Origin of the sequence: Pseudomonas sp. C32 (assembly GCF_030417915.1) — a bacterium.
Lineage (GTDB): Bacteria > Pseudomonadota > Gammaproteobacteria > Pseudomonadales > Pseudomonadaceae > Aquipseudomonas.
In genome coordinates, this window is record NZ_JAUHUK010000036.1 from 1 (window position 1) to 23,192 (window position 23,192).

General features: G+C 60.2%; 19 protein-coding genes. 12 read left to right on the forward strand and 7 right to left on the reverse strand.

The genetic code is table 11. The annotated features are described in order from the left end of the window. Nucleotides 1–71 precede the first annotated feature (71 nt). On the reverse strand, nt 72–1,094 hold the full coding sequence (sohB, locus tag QYH43_RS26275) for a protease SohB (protein ID WP_095058555.1): 1,023 nt from the start codon (nt 1,092–1,094) through the stop codon (nt 72–74). Between the two features lie 199 nt (nt 1,095–1,293). Here sohB and QYH43_RS26280 point away from each other — a divergent pair, with 199 nt between their 5' ends. From QYH43_RS26280 to QYH43_RS26300, 5 genes are all read left to right on the forward strand, one after another. Next, nucleotides 1,294–2,004, forward strand: coding sequence for a histidine phosphatase family protein (locus QYH43_RS26280; RefSeq protein ID WP_095058554.1), 711 nt, complete (start codon nt 1,294–1,296; stop codon nt 2,002–2,004). A 64-nt stretch (nt 2,005–2,068) separates the two neighbouring features. Further along, on the forward strand, nt 2,069–2,383 hold the full coding sequence (locus QYH43_RS26285) for an SCP2 sterol-binding domain-containing protein (RefSeq protein WP_008015934.1): 315 nt from the start codon (nt 2,069–2,071) through the stop codon (nt 2,381–2,383). Nucleotides 2,384–2,523: 140 nt separating this feature from the next. Then, a complete protein-coding gene (locus QYH43_RS26290; RefSeq protein ID WP_095058553.1) occupies nt 2,524–3,387 on the forward strand; it encodes a LysR family transcriptional regulator in 864 nt (287 codons plus the stop codon). Between the two features lie 107 nt (nt 3,388–3,494). Then, nucleotides 3,495–4,637 carry an SRPBCC family protein gene (locus QYH43_RS26295; RefSeq protein WP_095058575.1) on the forward strand — a complete coding sequence of 381 codons (1,143 nt, stop codon included), beginning with the start codon at nt 3,495–3,497 and terminating at the stop codon, nt 4,635–4,637. After that, nucleotides 4,634–5,707: an SMP-30/gluconolactonase/LRE family protein gene (locus QYH43_RS26300; RefSeq protein WP_367316919.1), complete on the forward strand. Its 1,074-nt coding sequence runs from the start codon at nt 4,634–4,636 to the stop codon at nt 5,705–5,707. Before QYH43_RS26295 ends, QYH43_RS26300 begins: the two co-directional genes overlap by 4 nt. A 162-nt stretch (nt 5,708–5,869) precedes the next feature. On the opposite strand, the gene QYH43_RS26305 is transcribed toward QYH43_RS26300, so the two are convergent. Then, nucleotides 5,870–6,103, reverse strand: a complete 234-nt coding sequence (locus QYH43_RS26305; protein WP_095058552.1) for a DUF465 domain-containing protein — start codon at nt 6,101–6,103, stop codon at nt 5,870–5,872. Nucleotides 6,104–6,320: 217 nt separating this feature from the next. Here QYH43_RS26305 and QYH43_RS26310 point away from each other — a divergent pair, with 217 nt between their 5' ends. Then, the gene (locus QYH43_RS26310; RefSeq protein ID WP_095058551.1) at nt 6,321–6,842 is read left to right on the forward strand and encodes a DUF4142 domain-containing protein; all 522 of its coding nucleotides are present in this window, start codon (nt 6,321–6,323) and stop codon (nt 6,840–6,842) included. 82 nt (nt 6,843–6,924) lie between these two features. Here the strand turns inward: QYH43_RS26310 and QYH43_RS26315 are convergent, their stop codons facing one another. The 5 genes from QYH43_RS26315 to lexA form a co-directional block, all read right to left on the reverse strand. Continuing rightward, the gene (locus tag QYH43_RS26315; protein ID WP_095058550.1) at nt 6,925–9,036 is read right to left on the reverse strand and encodes a PAS domain-containing sensor histidine kinase; all 2,112 of its coding nucleotides are present in this window, start codon (nt 9,034–9,036) and stop codon (nt 6,925–6,927) included. A gap of 118 nt (nt 9,037–9,154) precedes the next feature. Next, a complete protein-coding gene (locus QYH43_RS26320; RefSeq protein ID WP_218232095.1) occupies nt 9,155–12,253 on the reverse strand; it encodes an error-prone DNA polymerase in 3,099 nt (1,032 codons plus the stop codon). Continuing rightward, entirely contained in the window at nt 12,229–13,644 is a 1,416-nt protein-coding gene (locus QYH43_RS26325; RefSeq protein WP_095151483.1) for a DNA polymerase Y family protein, read from the reverse strand. The genes QYH43_RS26320 and QYH43_RS26325 overlap by 25 nt, the downstream gene beginning before the upstream one ends. Nucleotides 13,645–13,651: 7 nt before the next feature. Then, the gene (gene imuA / locus QYH43_RS26330) at nt 13,652–14,269 is read right to left on the reverse strand and encodes a translesion DNA synthesis-associated protein ImuA (RefSeq protein ID WP_095058547.1); all 618 of its coding nucleotides are present in this window, start codon (nt 14,267–14,269) and stop codon (nt 13,652–13,654) included. Beyond that, nucleotides 14,269–14,886, reverse strand: coding sequence for a transcriptional repressor LexA (gene lexA, locus QYH43_RS26335; protein WP_095058546.1), 618 nt, complete (start codon nt 14,884–14,886; stop codon nt 14,269–14,271). Before lexA ends, imuA begins: the two co-directional genes overlap by 1 nt. Before the next feature lie 144 nt (nt 14,887–15,030). On the opposite strand from lexA, the gene QYH43_RS26340 reads away from it, so the two are divergent. The 6 genes from QYH43_RS26340 to QYH43_RS26365 all read left to right on the forward strand — a co-directional run bounded on the left by QYH43_RS26340 (nt 15,031) and on the right by QYH43_RS26365 (nt 23,115). Next, nucleotides 15,031–16,980, forward strand: a complete 1,950-nt coding sequence (locus QYH43_RS26340; protein ID WP_095058573.1) for a DNA topoisomerase III — start codon at nt 15,031–15,033, stop codon at nt 16,978–16,980. A 315-nt stretch (nt 16,981–17,295) separates the two neighbouring features. Then, a complete protein-coding gene (locus tag QYH43_RS26345; protein WP_095058545.1) occupies nt 17,296–19,032 on the forward strand; it encodes a type I secretion system permease/ATPase in 1,737 nt (578 codons plus the stop codon). Nucleotides 19,033–19,038: 6 nt separating this feature from the next. Further along, on the forward strand, nt 19,039–20,379 hold the full coding sequence (locus tag QYH43_RS26350) for an HlyD family type I secretion periplasmic adaptor subunit (protein ID WP_095058544.1): 1,341 nt from the start codon (nt 19,039–19,041) through the stop codon (nt 20,377–20,379). Between the two features lies 1 nt (nt 20,380). Further along, nucleotides 20,381–21,709 (forward strand): TolC family outer membrane protein, encoded by a 1,329-nt coding sequence (locus tag QYH43_RS26355; protein WP_095058543.1) that lies wholly within the window; start codon nt 20,381–20,383, stop codon nt 21,707–21,709. A gap of 52 nt (nt 21,710–21,761) precedes the next feature. Further along, nucleotides 21,762–22,265 (forward strand): GNAT family N-acetyltransferase, encoded by a 504-nt coding sequence (locus QYH43_RS26360; RefSeq protein ID WP_095058542.1) that lies wholly within the window; start codon nt 21,762–21,764, stop codon nt 22,263–22,265. A 520-nt stretch (nt 22,266–22,785) separates the two neighbouring features. After that, nucleotides 22,786–23,115, forward strand: a complete 330-nt coding sequence (locus QYH43_RS26365) for a hypothetical protein (RefSeq protein ID WP_095058541.1) — start codon at nt 22,786–22,788, stop codon at nt 23,113–23,115. Nucleotides 23,116–23,192: the final 77 nt, after the last annotated feature.

The following is a 23,192-nucleotide window of genomic DNA, read 5'->3' on the forward strand; positions in this document are numbered from 1 at the left end:
ATAAAAAAGCCCTGAATCGGACATCCGCTTCAGGGCTTTTTGTATCCGGCAAAACGGCTACGGCACGCGACTTACCAGAAGCGTTGCTGGGTCAACCGGCTCCACCAGCTCAGCAACACACGATCGACCGAACCGCTGGCAGCCATGCCGATACGCTCCGGCAGGCTTTTGCGTTCGGCGTAGTGCAAGTGGTAAAGCTCGGATTGTTTGGCGCGCTCGGCCAGGTACTCGTCGCTGGTCTTGAGTTCATCCACCAGCTGCTTGTCGAGTGCCGCGACACCGAGCCAGATTTCACCCGTGGCGACATCGTCGATGGCCAGTTGCGGGCGATAGCGGGACACGAAGTTCTTGAACAACTGATGGGTGATGTCCAGGTCTTCCTGGAACTTCTCCCGCCCCTTCTCGGTGTTTTCGCCAAACACCGTCAGGGTACGTTTGTATTCGCCGGCCGTGAGGACTTCGAAGTCGATGTCGTGCTTTTTCAGCAGGCGATTGACGTTAGGCAACTGCGCCACCACGCCGATCGAACCAAGGATCGCGAACGGTGCGCTGATAATCTTCTGCCCGATGCACGCCATCATGTAGCCGCCGCTCGCGGCGACTTTATCGATGCACACGGTCAGCGGCACGCCGGCGTCACGGATGCGCGCCAGTTGCGAGGACGCCAGGCCGTAGCTGTGAACCATCCCGCCGCCACTTTCCAGGCGCAAGACCACTTCGTCCTTGGGCGTGGCGAGGGTCAGCAGTGCGGTGATCTCATGGCGCAGGCTCTCGGTGGCCGAGGCCTTGATGTCGCCATTGAAATCCAGCACGAACACCCGTGGTTTGACCTCGGGTTGTTTCTTCTGTTTTTTGTCGGTTTTAGCCTGGGTCTTGCGCAACGCCTTGAGTTGATCCTTGTCGAGCAAGGTTTGCTCAAGGCGTTCACGCAGCCCTTTGTAGAAATCATTGAGCTTGCTGACCTGCAACTGACCGGCCGTTTTACGTCGCCCCTTGCTGCGCAGGGCCGCAAAACTGGCGAGGACCACCAGAATGGCGATCACCAGGGTCACGGTTTTGGCCAGGAAAATGCCGTACTCGGTGAAAAACTCCACAGGGACTCCTTAAACGATGCGCAACTCGAACGCGCGGGATGCCTCCAGCATACCCATGCACCAGCCTGTCGACCAGCCGTGAAACCTCTGGCAACAGGCCTGTAACGGGCATTTCAAACAAGCGTATGTTTTTTCATTGACAGCTCACCGTCATCCTCATAACCTCGCCAAACCTTCAACGTACCGGGACGACGCGGACGTGGGCAGTATCTATTTGATTCGACATGGCCAGGCCTCCTTTGGTGCAGACGACTACGACGTTCTGTCACCGACCGGTATTCGCCAGGCAGAAATCCTCGGCCAGCACCTGGCGGAACTCGGGATCAGCTTCGATCGCTGCCTCGCGGGCGATTTGCGCCGCCAGCAGCACACGGCCAACAGCGCGCTGGAACAATTCGCTGCCGTGGGCCTGCCGGTGCCGATCCTGGAGACGGATGCGGCGTTCAACGAATTCGATGCTGACGCGGTGATCCGCGCCCTGTTGCCAGCGATGCTGCCGGACGAGCCCGAAGCCCTGAACATCCTGCGCAATGCGCCGCAGAATCGCGGTGAGTTCCAGCGCATTTTTGCCCTGATCATTGAGCGCTGGTTGACCGGCAACTACGACGCCCCGGGGCTGGAAAGCTGGCTGGGCTTTGTCGAGCGGGTTCAGGGCGGTCTTGACCGAATTCTCGAGCTAGCCGACAACACCCAGAAAATCGCCGTGTTCACGTCCGGTGGCACCATCACTGCCCTGCTCCACCTCATTACGCAAATGCCTGCAAAACAGGCCTTTGAATTGAACTGGCAAATCGTCAACACCTCGCTCAACCACCTGAAGTTCCGTGGTCGCGAAGTGTCGCTGGCTTCCTTCAACAGTCATGCACACCTGCAGCTGTTGAAGACCCCGGAACTCATCACGTTTCGCTGAGTCCGGACTACTGTGACCCTGGCTGTATTCACCCAGCTCTTATTACCCAAGAAAGGATCGAACCATGACCTCCGTAGCTGATGCCGTACAAGCAATGAAAGCCAAGTTCAACCCAGCCGCTGCTGCCGGTCTGGACCTGGTCTTCGGTTTCCGCATCGACGACACCAAGAACTTCTCGCTGATCGTCAAGGACAGTACCTGCGAACTGCAGGAAGGCGAAAACCCGGACGCCCAGGTGACCCTGGTGATGGACGGCGAAACCCTGGAAGGCATCGTCGACGGTTCGACCGACGGCATGCAAGCGTTCATGGGCGGCAAGCTGCGCGCTGAAGGCGACATGATGCTGGCCATGAAACTGTCCGAGCTGTTCCCAAGCTAAGTACGCCGCTCCCGACTGTCGGGAGCGCGTCTGGCTTCAAGCGAATCCCGCCCCTCGTGGCGGGATTCGTCGTTTTTACCTGCTCGCCACAGGTTCGGTGGTGCTCTTACAATGTCCGCTCTTTCAACACCGGCCAGCCCATGGACATCGACCTCGCCCGCACCTTTCTGGAAATCGTCCGCCACGGCAGCCTGGCGGCGGCAGCAGAAAAACTGCATGTCACTCAGACCGCAATCACCGCCCGCGTGCAAAAGCTTGAAGGCCATCTGGGCAGTACCCTGTTCGTGCGCAATCGCGCCGGCGCACGCTTGACGCCGAACGGTGAAGCCTTCGTGGTCTACGCCAACCAACTGGTGGAAACCTGGGAAGCCGCGCGACGGGACTTGCCGCTGCCCGAGGGTTATCACGATGTGCTGCACATCGGCGGCGAAGTCAGTTTGTGCAATCCGCTGATGCTCGGTTGGGCCCGCGAAATTCGAGAAAAAATCCCCAGTCATGCCTTGCGCATGGAAATCCGTAACGGCGAAAACCTGCTGCACCAACTGGAACTGGGGGTGCTGGATGCCGCGCTGGTGTATCAACCCGAATACTGGCCGCGCCTGCAGGTCGAGCAGGTTCTCGAAGAAAAACTCATTCTAGTGCGCTTGGCCGATCGGCCCGATCCCTATGTGTATATCGACTGGGGCCCGGACTTCCGGCGTCAGCACGACGCCGCCCTGCCGGAAAAAGCCAAGGCTGCATTGAGCTTTAACCTGGGGCCACTGGGCCTGCAGTACCTGCTTGAAAACGGCGGCAGCGGCTACTTCCGAACCCGCGTCGTACAGAGCTATCTGGAAAGCGGAGTCATGGAGCGGGTGCCCAAGGCCCCGGAATTCAATTACCCGACCTACCTGGTTTACTCCCGCGACCGCGACTCGCCGACCCTGCAACGGGCTTTCGATCTGTTGCGCGAAGTCATCGACTCCAACGAAGACTGGTCACAACGCTGGGATCCACTGACCTGACTGCGTTTCTCACCGGATCATGGCTGTTGTGTCCTCAAGGTTCGACCTGTCAAAACGCCGGAATCGGCTAATCTGCTGGAGATGACAAAAAACGACAGGTGATTGCAGTGAGGCAGACCACCGAAGCATTCCGCAGCCGTTACCGCTCCGCCGTTCATCCGCTCTATAACCCTTGGCTGCACGGCGCGTTTGTCCTGCTGTTCGGAACGGTGGCCATCAGCGCTTTCTGGAGCAATGTGCATGAGGTCCGGCCCGCAGAGTGGTTAGCGGTGCCCGTGGCACTGCTGGTGTTCAATCTCGGCGTCTACCTGGCCCATCGTCACCTTGGGCATCATAAAAAAAGCTTCGCCCGAATGTTTTATGCCCGGCATGCCGGTGACCATCACAGCTTTTTCGCGCCTGGCCACATGACCTACGACGACGTTCGCGACTGGCGGGTGATTCTGTTCCCGGCGTGGCTGATCGTGCTGCACACCCTTTTCATTACCCTGCCGCTGTGGTGGCTGCTCAAGCAATGGAATGACAACGTCGCCGGAATCGTCGGCGGCTGCCTGGTCCTCGGTTACCTGGCCTATGAGGTGTTTCATGCCTGCGAGCATCTGCCGCCGCACAATCCGATCACCCGGCTGCCGTGGATTCGCCAGATGCGTCGCCTGCATGAACTGCATCACCGCCGTGAAATGATGCAGGAACGCAATTTCAACATCGTTTTTCCGCTGATGGACTACCTGTTCGGCACCCTCTACTGGGAGCCGGAACCTGACCCGCTCAACCCGACGAGAACGCCCATGACCCGCATGCAGCACCAGACCGTCATTGCCGGACGTCCCATCGAAGTACTTGCCTATGCCAGCACCGTGTCCCTGTGGCCGCAATGGCATCCGTCGTCGCTGCGGATCGACGGCCCAAAAGGCCCCTTGCATGCCGGTGCGCGTTTTGAGGAAGACATTCGTGCCGGTGGACGCGATGGCCACTTGAACTGGGAGGTGCAGGAGTATTTGCCCGGACGGCGTTGGAGTGCGCGGGCTCGCGGGGACAATGGCTTATCGTTGGTGGTGACTTACGAATGCGGAGCCGAAGGTGACGGCACACGGTTTACCCGCACACTGGAATACCAATTCAGCAGCCTGTTAATGCGGATGGCCAACCGGTTATTGCTCAAGCGTCGAATCAATCACGAGTCGGCGGTCTCGATGCTGGCGTTGCGTGAGAAGGCTCACCAACACCTGTCGGCGGGAGTCAGCGCGTGAAGGTACGTCATGTCGTATTGCTGGTGGCTATCGCCATCGGCGCCTTCTTGCTGCTCATGCCGACCAAGGTCAAACCGGTGGCCTGGACACCGCAACCGGCGCCCTCTCTTACCGATGGCCCCTACGCCAACAATCAACGCCTCAAAGATGTGGAACGCGTAGGCGCAACAGACATCGATGGGCCGGAAGCCCTGCTGCTGGAGAACGACACACTGATTACCGGACTGCATGATGGCCGTCTGATCCGCACGAGCCTGGATGGCAAGACCACTAAAGTCCTGGCCGACACCGGTGGTCGGCCATTGGGACTGGCTCGCCACCCCAATGGTTTGCTGGTGATCGCCGATGCGGTCAAAGGTCTGTTATCGCTCGATGCCCAGGGTCGGCTGGTCGCGCTGACCACCGAGGCTGGTGGCGTGCCGTTTGGTTTTACCGACGACGTGACCATCGACAAACCCGGTCATTACGCCTATTTCAGCGACGCTTCCAGCCGCTTCGGGTACGGCAACCATGGTGAGGCGGTGCTTGAACATGGCGGTGACGGTCGTTTGCTGCGTTATGACTTTCAGACGGGCAAGACAACGGTGTTGCTCGACAAGCTGGAATTCGCCAATGGCGTGGCCATGGGACCGGACGATGCGTTTGTGCTGGTCAATGAAACCGGCGCCTACCGGATCAGCCGCTACTGGCTCAGCGGGCCGAAAGCAGGCACTCACGACCTGTTCATCGACAACTTGCCCGGTTTGCCGGACAACCTGTCGTTCAACGGTCACGACCGTTTCTGGGTAGCGCTGTATGAACCGCGCAATGCGGTACTTGACTCCACCGCGCCCTATCCATTCGTGCGCCAGATGCTCGCTCGGGCCCTGACCGTCCTGCCCAAACCGCTAGCGAAACATGGATTCGCCCTGGGCCTGGACGTTGAGGGCAACGTCATCGCCAATCTGCAGGATAGCGGCGCAGACAACTATTCGCCGATCACCACCGTGCGCGAGTATGGGGACTGGTTGTATTTCGGCTCGCTGAAGTCGCGGAACATGGTGCGGTTGCCGTTGAGCAAGGCGTTCTGACAGTAAGTGTCGGAGCGAGCTTGCTCGCGATGAGGGCCTGTCAGTCAACATCGATGTTGAACAGGCTGGAGTCATCGCGAGCAATCTCGCGCCTACAAGGGCGGGTTCAATCTGGATTTTCTTCCGGCTCAGGTCACCGATTCTCGGTGACGCTTCGGTTGATCAGGATGACAACTGGAGTTGCCTGACGATCTTGTCCTTGACCTCCAAGCGCTTCGCCTTGAGCTTTGTCACCGCGTCATCGCTGGATTTGGCATCCTCTGCCTTCACCACTTCGGCATCCGCCTGGGAATACTTGTTGATTAACGAATCCAGTAACGGATCCTTGGAGCGTTTCTGCTGGATTTCTTCCTTTGAGCATTTCAGATCCTGATAAAGGTCATGGGACACCGGCATGGAACACCTCCGTTTGATGATCGGCAGTGAAACGCGATCGATTGCGTTCACCAACTATCAGAATGGCCTTGGTTGGACGGTTCTGTCGACCACCTGTCAGACCAGCGGTGCCCGTTCGTCGTCCTGTCGCAATTGCGATAAAACCTTTGCCGCTCGCCAGGCCTCCACACGTTAACGATCACCTGATCGCCCATGACAATCTGTGTGGAGAAGACCAATGGACGGATTGAACCTGCGCCACCTCGCCTTGGCTGTAGCCCTGAGCATCAGCATGGGCACCGCTTACGCTGGCACTTCCAATGATTTTGTCGACAAAGCGGCTGCCGGCAGCATCGCGGAAATCGAAACCAGCCGCCTGGCGCTGGAAAAAAGCGCCTCTGCCGACGTGAAAACATTTGCTAACATGATGATCACCGATCATTCCAAGGCCAACGATGAGCTCGCAGCCATCGCGAAAAAGAATGATATCGAGGTGCCGGACACCACCACGCTGGTGAAACAGGCCAAGGAAAAAATTCTCGATATGCGCGATGAATCCTTCGATGAGGCCTACGCCAACAACCAGGTCAAAGCCCACGAAGACACCATCGAACTGTTCAAGAAAGAAGCCAATACCGTGACGGATGACAAGACCAAAGGCGCCACCGAGCTCAAGGGTTTTGCACAGAAAATGCTGCCATCGCTGGAAAAACATCTGGGGATGGCCAAGAAGCTCCAGGCTGCGCACCCCAGCAAATAGCTATCCCAATGGCTGGGGTGTGCTGCACCGGCGCACAACACAATCCCATGTAGGAGCGAGCTTGCTCGCGCCGGAATTTTTGTCAGCCGTTGAGGACGGTGCGCACCATTTGGGTCAGCGCTTCAGGGCCATACGGTTTATTCAGCAGATGGGTCTCGGGGCTGAGCTGGTGATTGCGCGAGATGATGTCGCGGGTATGCCCTGACGTGAACAGTATGGCTACCGGCGGAACCTGCACGCTCGCCCAAGCGGCCAGGTCCGAACTTTTGATCAGGCCGGGCATGACCACGTCGGTGAAAATCAGGTCCACCGCTGCCCCCTCCAGCAACATTTGCATGGCCACATCGGCGTTGGTGGCCGTCAGGATCTGATAACCCTCGTCACGCAGTAGCTCAACCACCGAAGCGCGCACCGCGTCATTGTCCTCGACCACCAGAATGCGTTCATGTCCGCCGCGCTGATGCACGTCAGGTTTCGGCGTTTCAGTCAGTGCCACACGTTGAGTGCGAGGGAAATACAACTGCACCTGTGTCCCCTGCCCGACTTCGCTGGTGATCTCGATATGACCGCCACTTTGCTTGACGAATCCGAACACCATGCTCAGCCCCAGCCCCGTGCCCTGCCCGTCAGCCTTGGTGGTGAAGAACGGCTCGAAGGCCTGAGCCAATACCTGCGGCGGCATGCCGATGCCGGTATCGGCCACGGACACCCGCACAAAATCACCCGCACCAATGCCCTTTCCGACGCAAAACTCGCGGTTGAGGCGGATGTTCTCGGCGCTCAGTTCGATGGTGCCTTCGCCCTGCATGGCATCCCGGGCATTGATCGCCAGATTGAGGATGGCGTTCTCCAGTTGATTGCGATCGACAAAGACATTCCAGGCATCCTCGGGGGCGCTCATGTGCACCTGGAGCGTTTCACCCAGTGCACGCTGCAACAGTTCCGCCAGACCGTCGAAGATCTGCCGCAGGGTAAAAACCGCTGGCGACAGCGGTTGACGACGAGCGAACGCAAGCAGTTGCGAGGACAGCTTTGCGCCACGTTCCACGGCGGCAATCGACGCTGCGACCCGGCGTTGCACGTTGGCATTGTCGCGCTCGTGACGTGCCAGCAAGTGCAGGTTGCCGGCGATCACTTGCAGCAGGTTGTTGAAGTCATGGGCCACGCCACCGGTGAGGCCGCCGATGGCTTCGAGTTTCTGGGACTGGCGTAACTGCTCTTCCGCCGTCATCCGTGCCTCGACCTCATCGGCCACCCGCTGCTCCAGATTGCGGGTGAACTTGAGCAAGGACTCTTCGGCGGTCTTGCGCTCGTGAATGTCGATCAATACCCCCGGAAAACGAAACGCTTCGCCCTGCTCGTTGAACTCGCAACAGCCACTGGCAAGTACCCAGAGGTAACTGCCATCGGGACGCAGGATGCGGTATTCGGCGTTGAACGGCTCCCCGGTTCCAACCGAATGCCTGACTTGTTCCTGAACCCAGTCGAAGTCATCGACATGAATGCGCGCCTCGGCGACTTCATGCGGCAGATCCCCCAGATCTTGCCCCGGCGGATAGGAAAACGTGCGGGCGAAACGCTCATCACCGGACAGCACATTGGCCTTGATGTCCCAGACGAATGAGCCCAGCAAGGCACCGGCATTCAGCGCCAGGCGTACCCGCTCGTTGTCGGCACGATAAGCGTCTTCAGCTGCCTGTCGACGGCTTTCGGAAATCACCCGTTCCGTGGTCTCCACCACCATGGCCATGACGCCGGCCGGGTGCCCGGTATCATCAGCGACCGGACTGTAATAGAGGTCCATCCAGACTTCTTCCGGGACCCCGTCACGCAGCAGTACCAATTCTTTGTTGCGGTAGGACAAGGTCCCACCCGCCAGGCAGGTATCGACCACGTGCCGGTTGAACTCGGCGACTTCCGGCCAGCCCAGTTCAACGGGCGACCCCAGCAGATAGGGATGCCGCCCTCCGGCAAACTGCGAGTAGGCATCGTTGTAGATCATGTACCCGGCCGGCCCCCAAAGCATCACCATTGGCAGGGGGGACGCGAGCATCAACTGCACCGCGCTGTTCAGGCTTCTGGGCCACGTGTCGAGTGCGCCCAGTTCGGTGCAGCTCCAGTCGAACGCACGAATGCGCCCGGCCATCTCGCCGCTCCAGCCGGAACATCCGTGGCTATCCTCTAGAAATTGCATCGGTTGGCTCAATCCAGGTCATCTACGCCCGTTTGTTTCGAGCACGTCGCACGCCATTCGTTTCATAGAGGTATAGCTGATTCTCGCGAGGCTCCTTCAGCCCACTGGGATTGCGGTGTTAGTGGAAATCGCGGCTACGCACATTGATACCCTCCAGTAGCGGGCTCAAGTCACTCAAGCGCCCGGCAATCAGGTGCCGGACTTCGCCCTCTCTCTCCCAGCGCCCATCGACCTTGAGCAACTGCGAACCGACCAGTACCTGACGTTGCCGCTCGGCCAGGTCGCGCCAGACCACCACGTTGACGTTGCCGAACTCGTCCTCCAGCGTAACGAAGGTCACACCGCTGGCGGTGCTTGGACGTTGCCTGCCTGTCACCAGGCCGGCAACGCTGACCAGTCGTCCGTGCTCGACGTCAAGCAGCTCTTTTGAGCTGCGACAGCGCCGGGCTTTCAATTCACTGCGCAACAGCGCCAGCGGATGCGGCCCGAGGGTGGTGCCCAGGCTGTTGTAATCGGCGAGCAGGTCTTCGCCGACCGTGGGTTTGGGCAGCGACACCGCACCTTCCTCCTGGCTCGGTAGCCCGGCGAACAAGCCGAGCTGCTTTTGCACGCCTGCCACTTCCCAGCGCGCCCGGTGCCGATCCCCGGCCAACCCGCGCAACGCACCGGCATCGGCCAGTTGCTCTTGGGCACGGGCATCGAGTCGCGCCCGTTCCCCGAGGTCGGCGATGTCGACAAATGCACCGTTCAGACGGGCCGTTTCAATGCGCCGGGCGTCGTCCTCACGAAAGCCCTTGATCATGCGCAAGCCCATGCGAATCGCCGGTTGCGCCCCGGTGACCGGCTCCAGGCTGCAATCCCAATCGCTGGCGCGCACGTCCACCGGACGAATCTGCAAATGATGGCGGCGCGCATCCTGCAGAATCTGGTCCGGACTGTAGAAACCCATCGGCCAACTGTTAATCAGCGCGCAGGCGAAGGCGGCCGGTTCGTGGCATTTCAACCAGCAACTGGCGTACGTCAACAAGGCGAAACTGGCAGCGTGGGACTCGGGAAAACCGTAGCTGCCAAAGCCCTTGATCTGCTCGAAAATCTGCGCGGCGAATTCGGCGGTATAGCCCTTTTTCTTCATGCCCGCAGCCAACCGCTCCTGGTGCGGCTCGAGCCCGCCGTGGCGCTTCCAGGCTGCCATGGAACGACGCAACTGATCGGCCTCGCCAGGGCTGTAGTCGGCGGCGACGATTGCGATCTGCATCACCTGTTCCTGAAACAGCGGCACACCGAGGGTGCGTTTCAACACTTCCCGCAACTCTTCGGAGGGGTAGCTTTCGAGTTCTTCCTTGTTTCGACGACGCAGGTACGGGTGCACCATGCCACCCTGAATCGGCCCCGGACGGACAATGGCGACTTCGATCACCAGGTCATAGAACTTGCGGGGCTTGAGCCTGGGCAGCATCGACATCTGTGCCCGGGATTCGATCTGGAACACACCGATGGTGTCGGCCCGACCAATCATGTCGTAGGTTTGCGAGTCTTCAGAAGGCACGGTTGCCAGGCTCAAATCGCGGTTGCGATGACGACGCAGCAAATCGAAACAACGACGAATCGCGCTGAGCATGCCCAAGGCCAGGATATCGACTTTGAGCAGGCCGACGGCATCAAGGTCGTCCTTGTCCCACTGAATGATAGTGCGCTCGGCCATGGCCGCGTTTTCCACCGGTACAAGATGGTCCAAAGGCTGCTCGGAAATGACAAAACCACCGGGGTGCTGGGACAGGTGTCGAGGGAAACCGATCAACTGCTGCGTCAGGCTCAACACCCGGCGCAATACCGGGCTTTCTGGATCGAAACCGCCTTCACGCAAGCGTTCGACGGGGGGTGTTTCATCACTCCAGTGGCCACAACAATCGGCCAGGGCATTGATCTGGTCCGGTGGCAAACCCAACGCCTTGGCCACATCACGCACCGCGCCGGCCGCATGGTAAGTGCTGACCACAGCGGTCAACGCTGCACGACCCCGGCCATAGCGCTTGAACACGTACTGCAGGACTTCCTCGCGGCGTTCGTGCTCGAAGTCCACATCGATATCCGGCGGCTCGTTGCGCTCCTTGGAGAGAAAACGCTCAAACAGCATGTTCATCCGGTCGGGGTCGATCTCGGTGATGCCCAAGGCGAAACACACCGCCGAGTTGGCCGCCGAACCTCGACCCTGACACAGGATTTTCTCGCGTCGGGCGAAGGCGACGATGTCCTGAACCGTAAGGAAATAACTTTCGTAACCCAGCTCGGCGATCAGCCCGAGCTCCTTGTCGATCAGCCCGCGCACCTTGTCGCTGGCGCCTTGCGGCCATCGCTCGCGGATACCGCGCTCGGTCAACTCGCTCAGCCAGGACGTGGCGCTATGCCCTTCAGGCACCAGTTCTCGGGGATATTGATAACGCAATTGACCGAGGTCGAAGGTGCAGCGCCGGGCGATAACCAGCGTTTGTTCCAGCAAGGCTGGCGGGTAAAGCGCCTGCAGGACATCGAGACCGCGCAGGTGCCGCTCGCCGTTGGGGTGCAGCCGCAACCCGGCATCGGCTACGGGCAGATGATGACGGATCGCGGTCATGGTGTCCTGCAAGGCCCGCCGGCCGCGCGCGTGCATGTGTACATCGCCGCTGGCCACCGCTGGAACTCCCAACTCCCGGGCCAGGGCTGACAGTTCGCTCAGGCGTCGTGCATCGTCCTGGCCACGATGCAATTGCACCGCCAGCCACAGGCGTTCGGTGAAGACCTGTTTCAGCCAGTGCCCTTGCTCAAAAGCGTCGACCGCGTCCGGTACCCACAACGCCAATAGCCCCGGCAACGGTTCGCTGAAATCTTCGCGCAGTACTTGATACTGGCCTTTCTGCGTACGACGCCGAGCGCGGGTGATCAATCGGCACAACGCCTGATAACCCTCCAGATTCTCCACCAGCAGCACCAATTTCGGGCCGTTTTCGATGCGCACTTCACTGCCGATGATCAGCGGCAGCTCCACGGATTTCGCTGCCTGCCAGGCGCGAACGATGCCCGACAAGGTGCACTCATCAGTGATCGCCAGCGCCTGGTAGCCCTGTTTTTTTGCTCGCTGAAACAGTTCGAGGGCACTGGACGCGCCGCGCTGGAAGCTGAAATTCGACAGGCAGTGCAGCTCGGCATATTCGACATTCATGCGAACCAGCCCTGCAACCACAACGGGCCGTCCTCACCCACCGCCCGGTAGGCCCAGCCCTGTTGGCCGGCGCGGGTTTCGATCAGGTAATAATCCCGGCGGACATCGCCGCCGTCCCACCAACCGGACTCGATACGTTCCGGCCCCATGAGGATGCGTGCCGAGCCTTGGTGCACGGCCAACGGTTCAGTCAGCAGCCAACCCGGTCGCTTCACGACGGCAAGCCCCGTGCAGGAGTGATGGTCGGCCTTGGCCTGCCAGGCGCACTCGGGTCGATGATCGGCCTGAAAGCGCAGGCCATGCACCGCGTCATCCCCCAGCCGTGCGCGCAAGCGTTCGCGCAGTTGCTCCCAGGGCAAGGATTGCTGCGCACGATCATCGAACAGCTCCTGATGCTGGGGTACGAACGCCGGCAGGTCTTCGGCGCGCAGACGGAAGCCGCGCACCGGCGCCTCGACCTGAACTTGCTCCAGTCGCCCCCGAGCCAGTTCAAAGAGCATTGCCGGATCACGCTCGGCGCTGAGCAGACCGACCTTGATCAGCGTGTCCGGCAACCCCGCGTGCTCCAGGTGCAGGTCAAAACGCTGTACGCCGCTGTCGCGACCACAAAGAAACGCCGCCAGATCGCCGGTCAGCCGGCGTAATGGAAACAGCAAGGCCTGATGGGACTGCACATCGAAATTGAGCTCGATGCGCACATCGAAACGGTCCGGCGGCAGGTAGAACGCCAGTGCGAGCCGACGCAACCCCAGCAGCGCGTCCAGATGCTTGAGCACCTGAGCCTCGAAACGCCGGGCGAGGCTATGCCGGGGTAACGCCTGCACTTGACTCAAGGTGCGCAAGCCCATGCGTAACAATGCCGTGGCAACCGATGCCTCCAGCCCGATCCGGTCGATCGGCAATTGTCCCAGATGATGCTGCAAGGCTTGATCGTCAGGCACCACAAGACCGTCATAAGCGTTGGCCAGCACCCGCGCCGCCACCGGGTTGGGCGCGGCGACAATGCGATGACGAAAACCCAGTTCGCCGAGTTCGCGACGCAAGCGCGCCTCGAGTTGCGGCCAGGCACCGAACAGCCCGAGGCTGGACTCGATTTCAAACACCACGGTGCGCGGGTAATGCACGCTGACCTGGGAGCTGAAACCATAGGCCCAGGCGGCGAGAAACTGTTGCCAGTGTTCGATGTCGGCGGCGTCGTATTCGGCCGTGGCAAAACCTTTGCTCAAAGCCTGGGCGGCGCTCATGGACTGACCGGGACGCAAGCCCAACGCCCTCGCCGGGCCATTGACCGCCTGCAACACCCGACGCTGGGCCGGGCCGGTCAGCAAAACCAGAGGTTCATCAGGATCGGCACGCTGACGCAGTACCGCGTCCAGCGCCAATTGCGGGAAGAGAATGCAAACCCAGCGCATGGCAACCTCAATGCCCCACGGCGAAGGCAATCGGCGCCGAGCGGGCCAGACCGCCCCGGCACTTGAGCACCCGCAATTGCGCCGGTTGCGCATCGATGGCGATGCGCAGGGCCGCCGGTGACGGGTTGATGGCCTCACTGAGCGGACGATAGGCAAACGCCAGGGTCTGGCCGGTTTCCGCCGCCACCTGCAAGCGACGCAATGCGCGATCATCGGCCTTGTGCGGCCAGCACAGCACGGCGCCGCAACTGCCCGAGCGCAGGCATTGTTCCGCCGCCCACAGCGCATCGCGCTCGCTGGCCTGGATGATCGACAACTGGCGCAGGTCGATCCCGGCGTTCTGCCACGCCTGGGGGTACGGTACGAAGGGCGGCGCGACCAGCACGATGCGCTCCCCCGCTGCCGCCAACCGCGCCAGCGCTGGCCACACCAGTTGCAACTCGCCGACACCCTGCCCGGTCAGGAGGATTTCGGTCAGCGCCGCTTCCGGCCAGCCACCGGTGGGCAACGTCGCATCCAGCGTGGCATGCCCGGTGGGTTGCGGGCTGACGGTCGGTGGCGCAGGCCGGCCCTTCCAGACCTGGCCGCCATTGAACAGCGTATCCAACGCAACGACGGCGCCCATCAGCCTTGCCTCACCAGACCGCAGAACACCCCTTCGATGGCCAGGTCCTGATCGGCTTCGACGATGATCGGCTGGTAGGCCGGGTTACGCGGCAGCAGGCGCACAACGTCACCCACCCGCTCGAAACGCTTGATGGTGACCTCACCGTCGAGCCGCGCGACGACGATCTGGCCGTTGAGCGCCTCGGGATTGCGGTGCACGCCCACCAGATCGCCGTCGAGAATACCGTCCTCGATCATTGAATCGCCCCGGACCCGGAGCATGTAGTCCGGCACCCGCGAAAAAATCGACGGATCGAGCAACAAGCGGCTGTGCACCTCGGCATCGGCGCCGATCGGCGCGCCGGCCGCGACCCGACCGAGGACCGGGATGTCCAGCAACTCCGGGCGCGGTGGTTGCCCGAGTAAACGAATGCCCCGGGCCTGATTAGGATTGACCTCGATAAAACCGGCCTCGGTCAACGCCAGCACATGCTTGCGCGCCACGCTTCGGGAGGCAAAGCCGAACGCCTCGCTGATTTCAGCGAGGCTCGGAGATTGACCCTGTTCGGCGATGCGCTCGCGGATAAAAGTCAGGATGGCGGTACGGCGGGGAGTTAAAGTCGTCATGGAGTACATTTGTACTCTTTTGGTTTTTCCCTGGCAAGGACCTCCAGTCAGCTGCGACACAAAAAGCTGTACATGCATACAGATAAAGATTGCCCCGATGCGCGTCAGCCGCCATTCTGTGCACCTCTCGTACCTTGATCGACGATGGTGGTTATGCAGCTGTACCTCTGTGAAAAACCTTCCCAGGCCAAAGACATTGCAGCGGTACTCGGCGCCAGGCGCCGGGGTGATGGCTGCTGGCTGGGAACGGGCGTCACGGTGACCTGGTGCATCGGCCACCTGCTGGAAACCGCGCCGCCGGATGCCTACGATGCACGCTACAAGCGCTGGGTGCTGGCGGACCTGCCGATCATTCCCGAAAAATGGAAGATGACCGTCAAGCCACGCACGGCCAGCCAGTACAAGGCGGTCAAGCGCCTGCTCGGCGAAGCCTCCGAACTGATCATTGCCACCGACGCCGACCGCGAAGGCGAGATGATCGCCCGCGAACTGGTCGAGCATTGCCGTTACCGCGGACCGATCCGCCGCCTCTGGTTGTCGGCACTGGACGATGCCTCGATCCGCAAGGCCCTTGCCACGCTCAAACCGGGGGCCGACACGTTCAGTCTCTATCACTCGGCCCTGGGACGATCCCGGGCTGACTGGCTGATCGGCATGAACATGAGTCGGCTTTTCACGCTGCTCGGGCGCCAATCCGGTTATCAGGGGGTGTTGCCGGTGGGCCGGGTACAGACGCCGACCTTGCGTTTGGTGGTGGACCGCGACCGCAGCATCGCCGATTTCGTACCTGTCGCCTATTGGGCCATCGACGTGCAGCTGCTGCACAACGGCACCGCGTTTACCGCGCAATGGCGGGCGGCATCCGAGATTTGCGACGATCAGGACCGCTGCCTGAATCAGGTCCTGGCACAACAAGCGGCGGCAGCCATAGGCAGCGCCTCCACGGCCCGGGTCATCAAGCTGCGCACCGAGCGGATGCGCGAAGTGGCACCGCTGCCGTTCGACCTGGGAACGCTTCAGGAAGTCTGTTCGAAAAAACTCGGCCTCGGCGCCCAGGAAACCCTCGACATCGCTCAGGCGCTTTACGAAACCCACAAAGTCATCACCTATCCACGCAGCGATTGCGGCTTCCTGCCGCTCAGCCAGCACAGCGAGGCACCGGCGATTCTGGCAGCGCTGCGTCAGGCCGATCCGGCCCTGAACGCCTTGCACGATCACCTTGAGCCGCACCGCCGCTCGCGGGCCTGGAACGATGCCAAGGTCACCGCTCACCACGGCATCATCCCCACCGTCGCGGCGAAAAATCTTGAACGTCTGACCGGCAAGCACCGTGCGGTCTATACGCTGATCCGCGCACGCTATCTCGCACAGTTCCTGCCCAATCACGAATACGACCGCACCCAGGCCGATTTCGATTGTGCTGGCGAGGCTTTGCGCGCCGTGGGAAAACAGATCATCGAACCAGGCTGGAAACGCGCCCTGCCTGAAGCACTGGCACCGGCCAAGGGTCGCGAAGCGCCAACACCGCAAACACTGCCGAACCTGGCCGAAGGCATTGATTGCGCGGTGGCTGGCGTGCAGTTCAAGGACCTCTGGACTCAGCCACCCAAGCCATTCACCGAAGGCGATCTGATCAAGGCGATGAAGAACGTCGCCAAACTGGTGGAGGATCCACTGCTCAAGCAAAAGCTCAAGGACACCACCGGCATCGGCACCGAAGCGACCCGTGCTTCGATCATCCAGGGTCTGCTCGACCGTGGTTATCTGGTGAAAAACGGCAAAGCCCTGGCCGCAACGCCCGCAGCGTTCAGCCTGATCGATGCCGTGCCGCGCGCCATTGCCGATCCGGGGACCACAGCCATCTGGGAACAGGCTCTGGACATGGTGCAAAGCGGAGAAATGAGCCTTGAGGAATTCGTCACCAAACAAGCCGCCTGGATGAGCAAGCAAGTCAGCCGCTGTGCCGGCTTGAGCCTGACCATCAGCGGCCCGGCAAGCCCCGCCGGGCGCGGGGCCACCCCGTGGAAAAAACAACGCAAGACCGCCAAACGCAAACCAGCGAGCAGCAGCAAGCGCGCGGCAAAGCCGGCCAAGCCTTCGTAGCGTTCTTTTGAACTGAAGGACAATGGCAAAAAATTGCCAAAATTACGCCACCCGTATGACAAGAACGATTATCAGTGCAATTAACTCGCTGTTTTAGAAAGATATATATGCGATGACAGAAGTGGCTATAGAGCGAAAAAATATTTCAGATTAGAACGCTGCCACCTACGCTGCGGGATAAGGGAGCAAGCAGAGGTTTTGGATGACTCGCCATAGAGCGACCCGCCTGCGTATCAAAAGCTACGCGCCGGATTAGACCGATATTTAGCCGTTGCGCCTAAAGGGCAACCGGGTTTTCGAAGAGGGAGGCCCAAAATGCATAAGCCGTCGAGCACCCGCTCCGAACTGGCTGACGCACTCTTTCGTCTGCGCCGTAGCTTTTACTCACTGGCGGGCTTCAGCGGCGTCATCAACATCATGATGTTGACGCCAGCCGTGTACATGCTTCAGGTCTATGACCGAGCCTTGGTCAGTGGAAATGTCACAACATTGACGATGCTGACCGTTCTGGTGGTGGGCCTGTTCCTGTTGATGTCCACACTGGAAATGATCCGAACCCGCCTGCTGATCCGGGTCGGCAACTGCCTCGACATGGACCTCAACCGGCGAATCTTCACCGCTGCGTTCGAGCGAAACCTGAGCCGCGCCGGAGGCAACCCGGCCCAGGCCCTGCAAGATCTCGCGCAGGTTCGCCAGTTCCTCACCGGCAATGGCCTGTTCGCTTTCTTCGATGCGCCGTGGACGCCGATCTACCTGCTGGTCGCCTATCTGATCCACCCGATCCTCGGACTGCTCACGCTGATCGGCTCACTGATTCTGGTGGCCTTGGCTTTTCTCACCGAGAAGGCGACGCAGAAGCCCCTGGCCGAGGCCAATCAGGCCTCCCTCTCCTCCGCCCAATACGCCAACAACAACCTGCGCAATGCCGAGGTTATCGAGGCCATGGGCATGCTGCCATCCATCAGCAAGCGCTGGTACCAAAGCCATTTGCGCGTTCTGGAAATGCAGACCCTGGCCTCCGACCGTGCCGCCGTGATCAGCGGCACCGGGCGCTTCGTACGAATCACGTTGCAGTCGCTGATCCTCGGCGCCGGCGCACTGCTGGCGATCGACGGCAAGATCACGCCCGGGATGATGATTGCCTGCTCGATCCTCACCGGCCGCGCACTGAGTCCGGTGGAACAAGTCATCGCCTCGTGGAAGCAACTGATCGGCTGCCGTACGGCCTGGGCCAGGCTCAACGAAATGCTGCATGACTATCCACGCAGAGTACCGAGCATGTCGCTGCAGCGACCACTGGGCATGCTGGCGGTAGAAAATGTGTATGCCTGCGCGCCCGGGACCAACAATACGATATTGCGCGGAGTGAGCTTCAGCCTTGTCCCCGGCGAAAGCCTTGGCATTATCGGTCCATCCGCCTCCGGCAAATCCACCCTCGCCCGCCTGCTGGTTGGCGTCTGGCCGTCACAGGCTGGCAAAGTGCGCCTGGACGGTGCGGACATGTACACCTGGAACAAGAGCGAACTGGGTCCCTGGATCGGCTACCTGCCACAAGACGTGGAACTGTTCGAAGGCAGCATCGCCGACAACATTGCGCGCTTTGGCGAAGTGGACAGCGAAGCCGTCATTCGCGCCGCCAGGAGCGCTGGCGTACACGAGATGATCCTGCGTTTCCCGCAAGGTTATGACACCCGCCTGAGCACCGATGGCAGCCCGCTTTCCGGCGGCCAGAAGCAACGTATCGCCTTGGCCCGCGCGCTGTATGGCGAACCCAATCTGATCGTGCTGGATGAGCCGAACGCCAACCTCGACGACGTCGGCGAAAAAGCCTTGATCGATGCGCTGGCCGAACTCAAGAATCGCGGCGCCACCCTCATTCTGATTTCCCACCGACCCAACGTGCTCTGTGCCGTCGACAAGATGCTGATGCTGCGCGACGGCGCCGTGCAGATGCTCGGCACCCGCGACGAAGTATTCACTGCGCTGCGCAAGGCCAGTGTGATACCCACAGGCGCACCGACTCCGCTGGCCTCCGTCAAAGCACGGGAGTGACCAATCATGCAAATGAGTCAAAGCACCGAGATCATTCAAAGCGACCCCAAGAGCTTGATCGATCTGGACGTCGCTAAACCCGCGCGGTGGGGCCTGTGGCTGGTGATTGCCGGCTTCGGCGGCTTTCTTCTGTGGTCCTGGCTGGCGCCGCTGGATGCAGGCGTGGTGGCGACAGGCACGGTCAAAGTCACCAGCAATCGCAAAACCGTGCAACACCTGAGCGGCGGTACCGTGGAGGCCATTCTCGTTCGCGAAGGCGAGATGGTGAAAAAAGGCCAAGAGGTGGTTCGCCTCGACTCATTACGCGCCCTGGCAGAACAGGGTGCGGTGAGTGCCCAGTACATCGTCAGCAAGACCGTGGAAAATCGCCTGGAAGCCGAACGGGACAACCGCGACGTCGTGAGTTACGACCCCATGCTGCTCAAGCGCTTCGACGCCGACCCTCGCCTGGTGGCTGCCATGGACTTGCAACAACGCCTGCTGGACACCCGGCGCGCCGGCCTCGCTGGCGAAATCAGCATCCTGCAGGAAAACCTCGCGGCGTCGGCGGTGCAGCTCAAGGGCTTGCAGCAGGTCTATGGTGCTCGCGCCTCGCAGATCAACTTCCTCAACCAGGAATTGCAAGGCACCCGCGTGCTGGCGGCCGAAGGCTATGTGCCGCGTAACCGTTTGCTCGAGCTGGAACGCAACAATGCCGAACTCTCCGCCGGTCAGGCCGAGAACCTCAACAACATCGCTCGCGTGCGTAGCCAGACCACCGAAATCAAGCTGCGCATCCTGCAGCGCCAGCACGATTATCTGAAGGAAGTCGAATCGCAGCTGACCGACACCGCCAAGGAAAACACCACCCTGGCCGACCGCTTGCGCGCGCTGGACTATGAAGTGACCCACACGGTGATTCGCTCGCCGATCGATGGCATGGTCCAGGCCCTGAGCGTCGCCACCGTCGGCGGGATCATTCAGCCCGGTTTCAAGATCATGGAGATCGTCCCGACTAATGAACCCCTGCAGGTCGACGCAATGATTCCCGTGCAGGCCATCGACAAGATGGTCCCCGGCCTGCCCGTGGACATTACCTTCCCGGCCTTCAACCATACCAAGACACCCAATATTCCCGGCCGCGTGATGACCGTCTCCGCCGACCGCCTGGTCGACGAGGAAAGCAAACAACCGTTCTATCTGGCTCAGGTGGAAGTCACCCCTGATGGCATGAGCCTGCTTGGCACCAATCACATCCGCCCCGGCATGCCCGCCAGCGTCACCATCAAGACCGGCGAGCGCAGCATGATGAGCTATCTACTTAAACCAATGCTTGATCGCGTCAACAGCTCCTTCAAGGAACAATGAAATGGACCGTCATTGCGTGCTTATCTGCCTGCTTGGACTGAGCCTTCCGGTCAGCGCCATGGACCTCAAACAAGCCTGGGATCTGTTGCAGTTCCAGGGCCCCATCTACCAGGCCGCCGTACATGAAAATGCAGCCGGCAAGGAGAACCGCGCCATCGGCAAGGCTGGTTTGCTACCGCAGATCAATGCCACAGCCTACGACCACAAGGTCAATGGCACACAACGCCAGAGCGGATTCGAACGAGATCTCGACTACGATTCCAAGGGCGCTAACGTGCGCCTGCGCCAGCCGCTGTTCAACAAACAGAAAATGGCCGAATACCGTCAGGGTCAGCAGCGTGCCGACTACAGCAACGCGGTATTCGATGCCAAGAGCCAGGATGCCGCGGTGCGTCTGGCCGAAAGCTATTTCGATGTGCTCCTGGCCAGCGAAACCATCACGCTGGCCAAGTCCAAGCTGACCGCCTTCGACGAGCAACTCGCCTCGGCGAAACGGCGCATGGAACTGGGGGCAGGCACTATCACCGACATCGACGAGTCGGCCGCTCGCCGGGACCTCGCCGAAGCCGAACTGATCGAGGCGCAAGACAACCTGATCAATGCACGCCGCCAGCTCGAGGAATACATCGGTGAACCCCCCGAATCGCTGACCACCTTGCGCCCGAGCTTCGAGACACCACCGCTGCTACCGAGCAACCTGCAGGACTGGTTGGTCAAAGCCCAGACCGATAGCCCGACGATCCTTGCGCGCCGGCATAGCAGCAACCTCGCCGAAGAAGAGGTGAATCGTGCCAAAGCGGGTCACTGGCCAACCCTGGATTTCATCGCCGGCTACACCGCGGGTGAGAGCCAATCACTCTCCGAGTTGAATCAACGCAACCACTACAGCTCAGTCGGACTGGAAGTCAATTTCCCGTTGTACAGCGGTGGCGGCGTCAGCGCGCTGACACGCCAGGCCAGTGCCAATAGCAGTAAAGCCCTGGATGAACTTGACGCCGCACGTCAGGAGGTCATCACGGGAACCACCCGTGAGTATCAAGGCATCCTGAGCGGCGCCAAACGCATTCGCGCTCTAGAGAAGGCCGTAGCGTCCAACGAGCGCTCACTGGCATCGTCACGCAAGGGCTTCCTGGAAGGCGGCACCAGCACCAACTCGGACGTGCTCAATGCCGAAGAACTGCTCTTCGTTGCGCGCCACGATCTGTTCGAAGCCAAGTTACGCTATCTGATGTCGCGCTTGCGCCTGGCCTCTTCGGTGGGCAGCCTGGGCGACGATGATATCAATCAGATCAACGACTACCTTGGCCCGGAGCTGTTGGTCACCAATTGACATTATCCTGTAGCGCACGCCACTACACGCCTGCCATACGGAAACCCAGCCGATGCTTTCGATCGAATTGCACGTCGCTCAACGCGATGAACTTGAAACCATCGAAAACCTGATGCAGTTCTACACCTACGATTTCAGCGAATGGCTGCCGCTGAAACTGGGCGAATCCGGCTTTTTCAGTATCCTGCCCATGCCCGACTACTGGCGAAAACCCGCGACCCGGCCGTTTCTGATCAAGGTCAATGGAGAATTGGCCGGTTTCGTGACCGTGGACGAAGACACCCACTTGCAAGGCGCCCGCTACAACATCGGGTATCTGTTTGTCAGTCGACGCTTTCGTGGCCAGGGCGTCGCGCGATTTGTCGTGTCTACCCTCTTGAGCCGCCTCCCCGGTCAATGGCAGATTTTCCACATCGAGGCAAATCAGCCAGCACGGCTGTTCTGGGTCGCTGTGATGCCCACGCTCTGCGCCGCGGGATTCACCCGACACTCGCTCACGGTTGACGGCCATTCCTGCACGTTCTATCGATTTGAGTCACCGCTGCCATCGCCCTGACAGCACTCCCGCGCCTCCTTTTCTAATTCCGAACAGCTTTGTCCGACAATATGTAGTGCCTGAAAATATTCACTACAAAACCGTTGACGCCTTCGATTTGCCCTTGCATGATGCAGACGTCTCCCCGATCGGGAGAACAGGCAACACGTTTGAGCAAGCTCGTCTGACCGCCGAGCTGTTTTCCCCGGATACACGCTGCCCACAAGGCAGATTGAAGAAGCTGACCTGGCCTGAACGTCCAGTACAAGGGCGAGAAGACTTGGCGAGCCATCCTCATGAAGCTTGTGGCCGACCCTTGAAAAGTCGGCAGTGACTTCCAGGTATCGCCGCTTCTCTTCGTTGTGACGCTATTGCGTAGCAGTTATTCAACACGACTACATGCAACAGACGCAGGACCCCGCCCGATAAGGCGGTCGAACGCCGACGTCCTGGTTTCGGTGCCAGGGATCAACTAACCGATGGGCTACCTGTATTAGCGAATCAACTTTGAAAGATCACCAATTGGTCAAGGGGCTTTATTATGAATCTGAACAATCAACCTACTATCGAAGAACTGGCTCGTATGTTTGCGGCTAAAAAAGACAGCCACGACAACCATATTCTCTGGATCAGCAAGTCTGGCCAGGTGCATATCGACTGCCTGTCGCCACATGCCCATGAAGCCGAGTTCGACCAGAACAACCAGAACCTGCTGGCCCGCCTGAAGATGTACCGTCGCGGCCAAGGCTATGTCGGCAAGAAAGCCGCGGCCGACAAGGACTTCATCGGCAGCGTTCTGCAAACGCTGAAACAGGCATGGGATTCGATGCAGAACCAGAACGAAGTTCGGGTGATTGATCGGCTGTATTAATTATTAGTTGATTCACAAAAAGGGCCTGCTCCCATAAAGAGCAGGCCCTTTTTAATGCTTGCGTGTCCTTGTAGGAA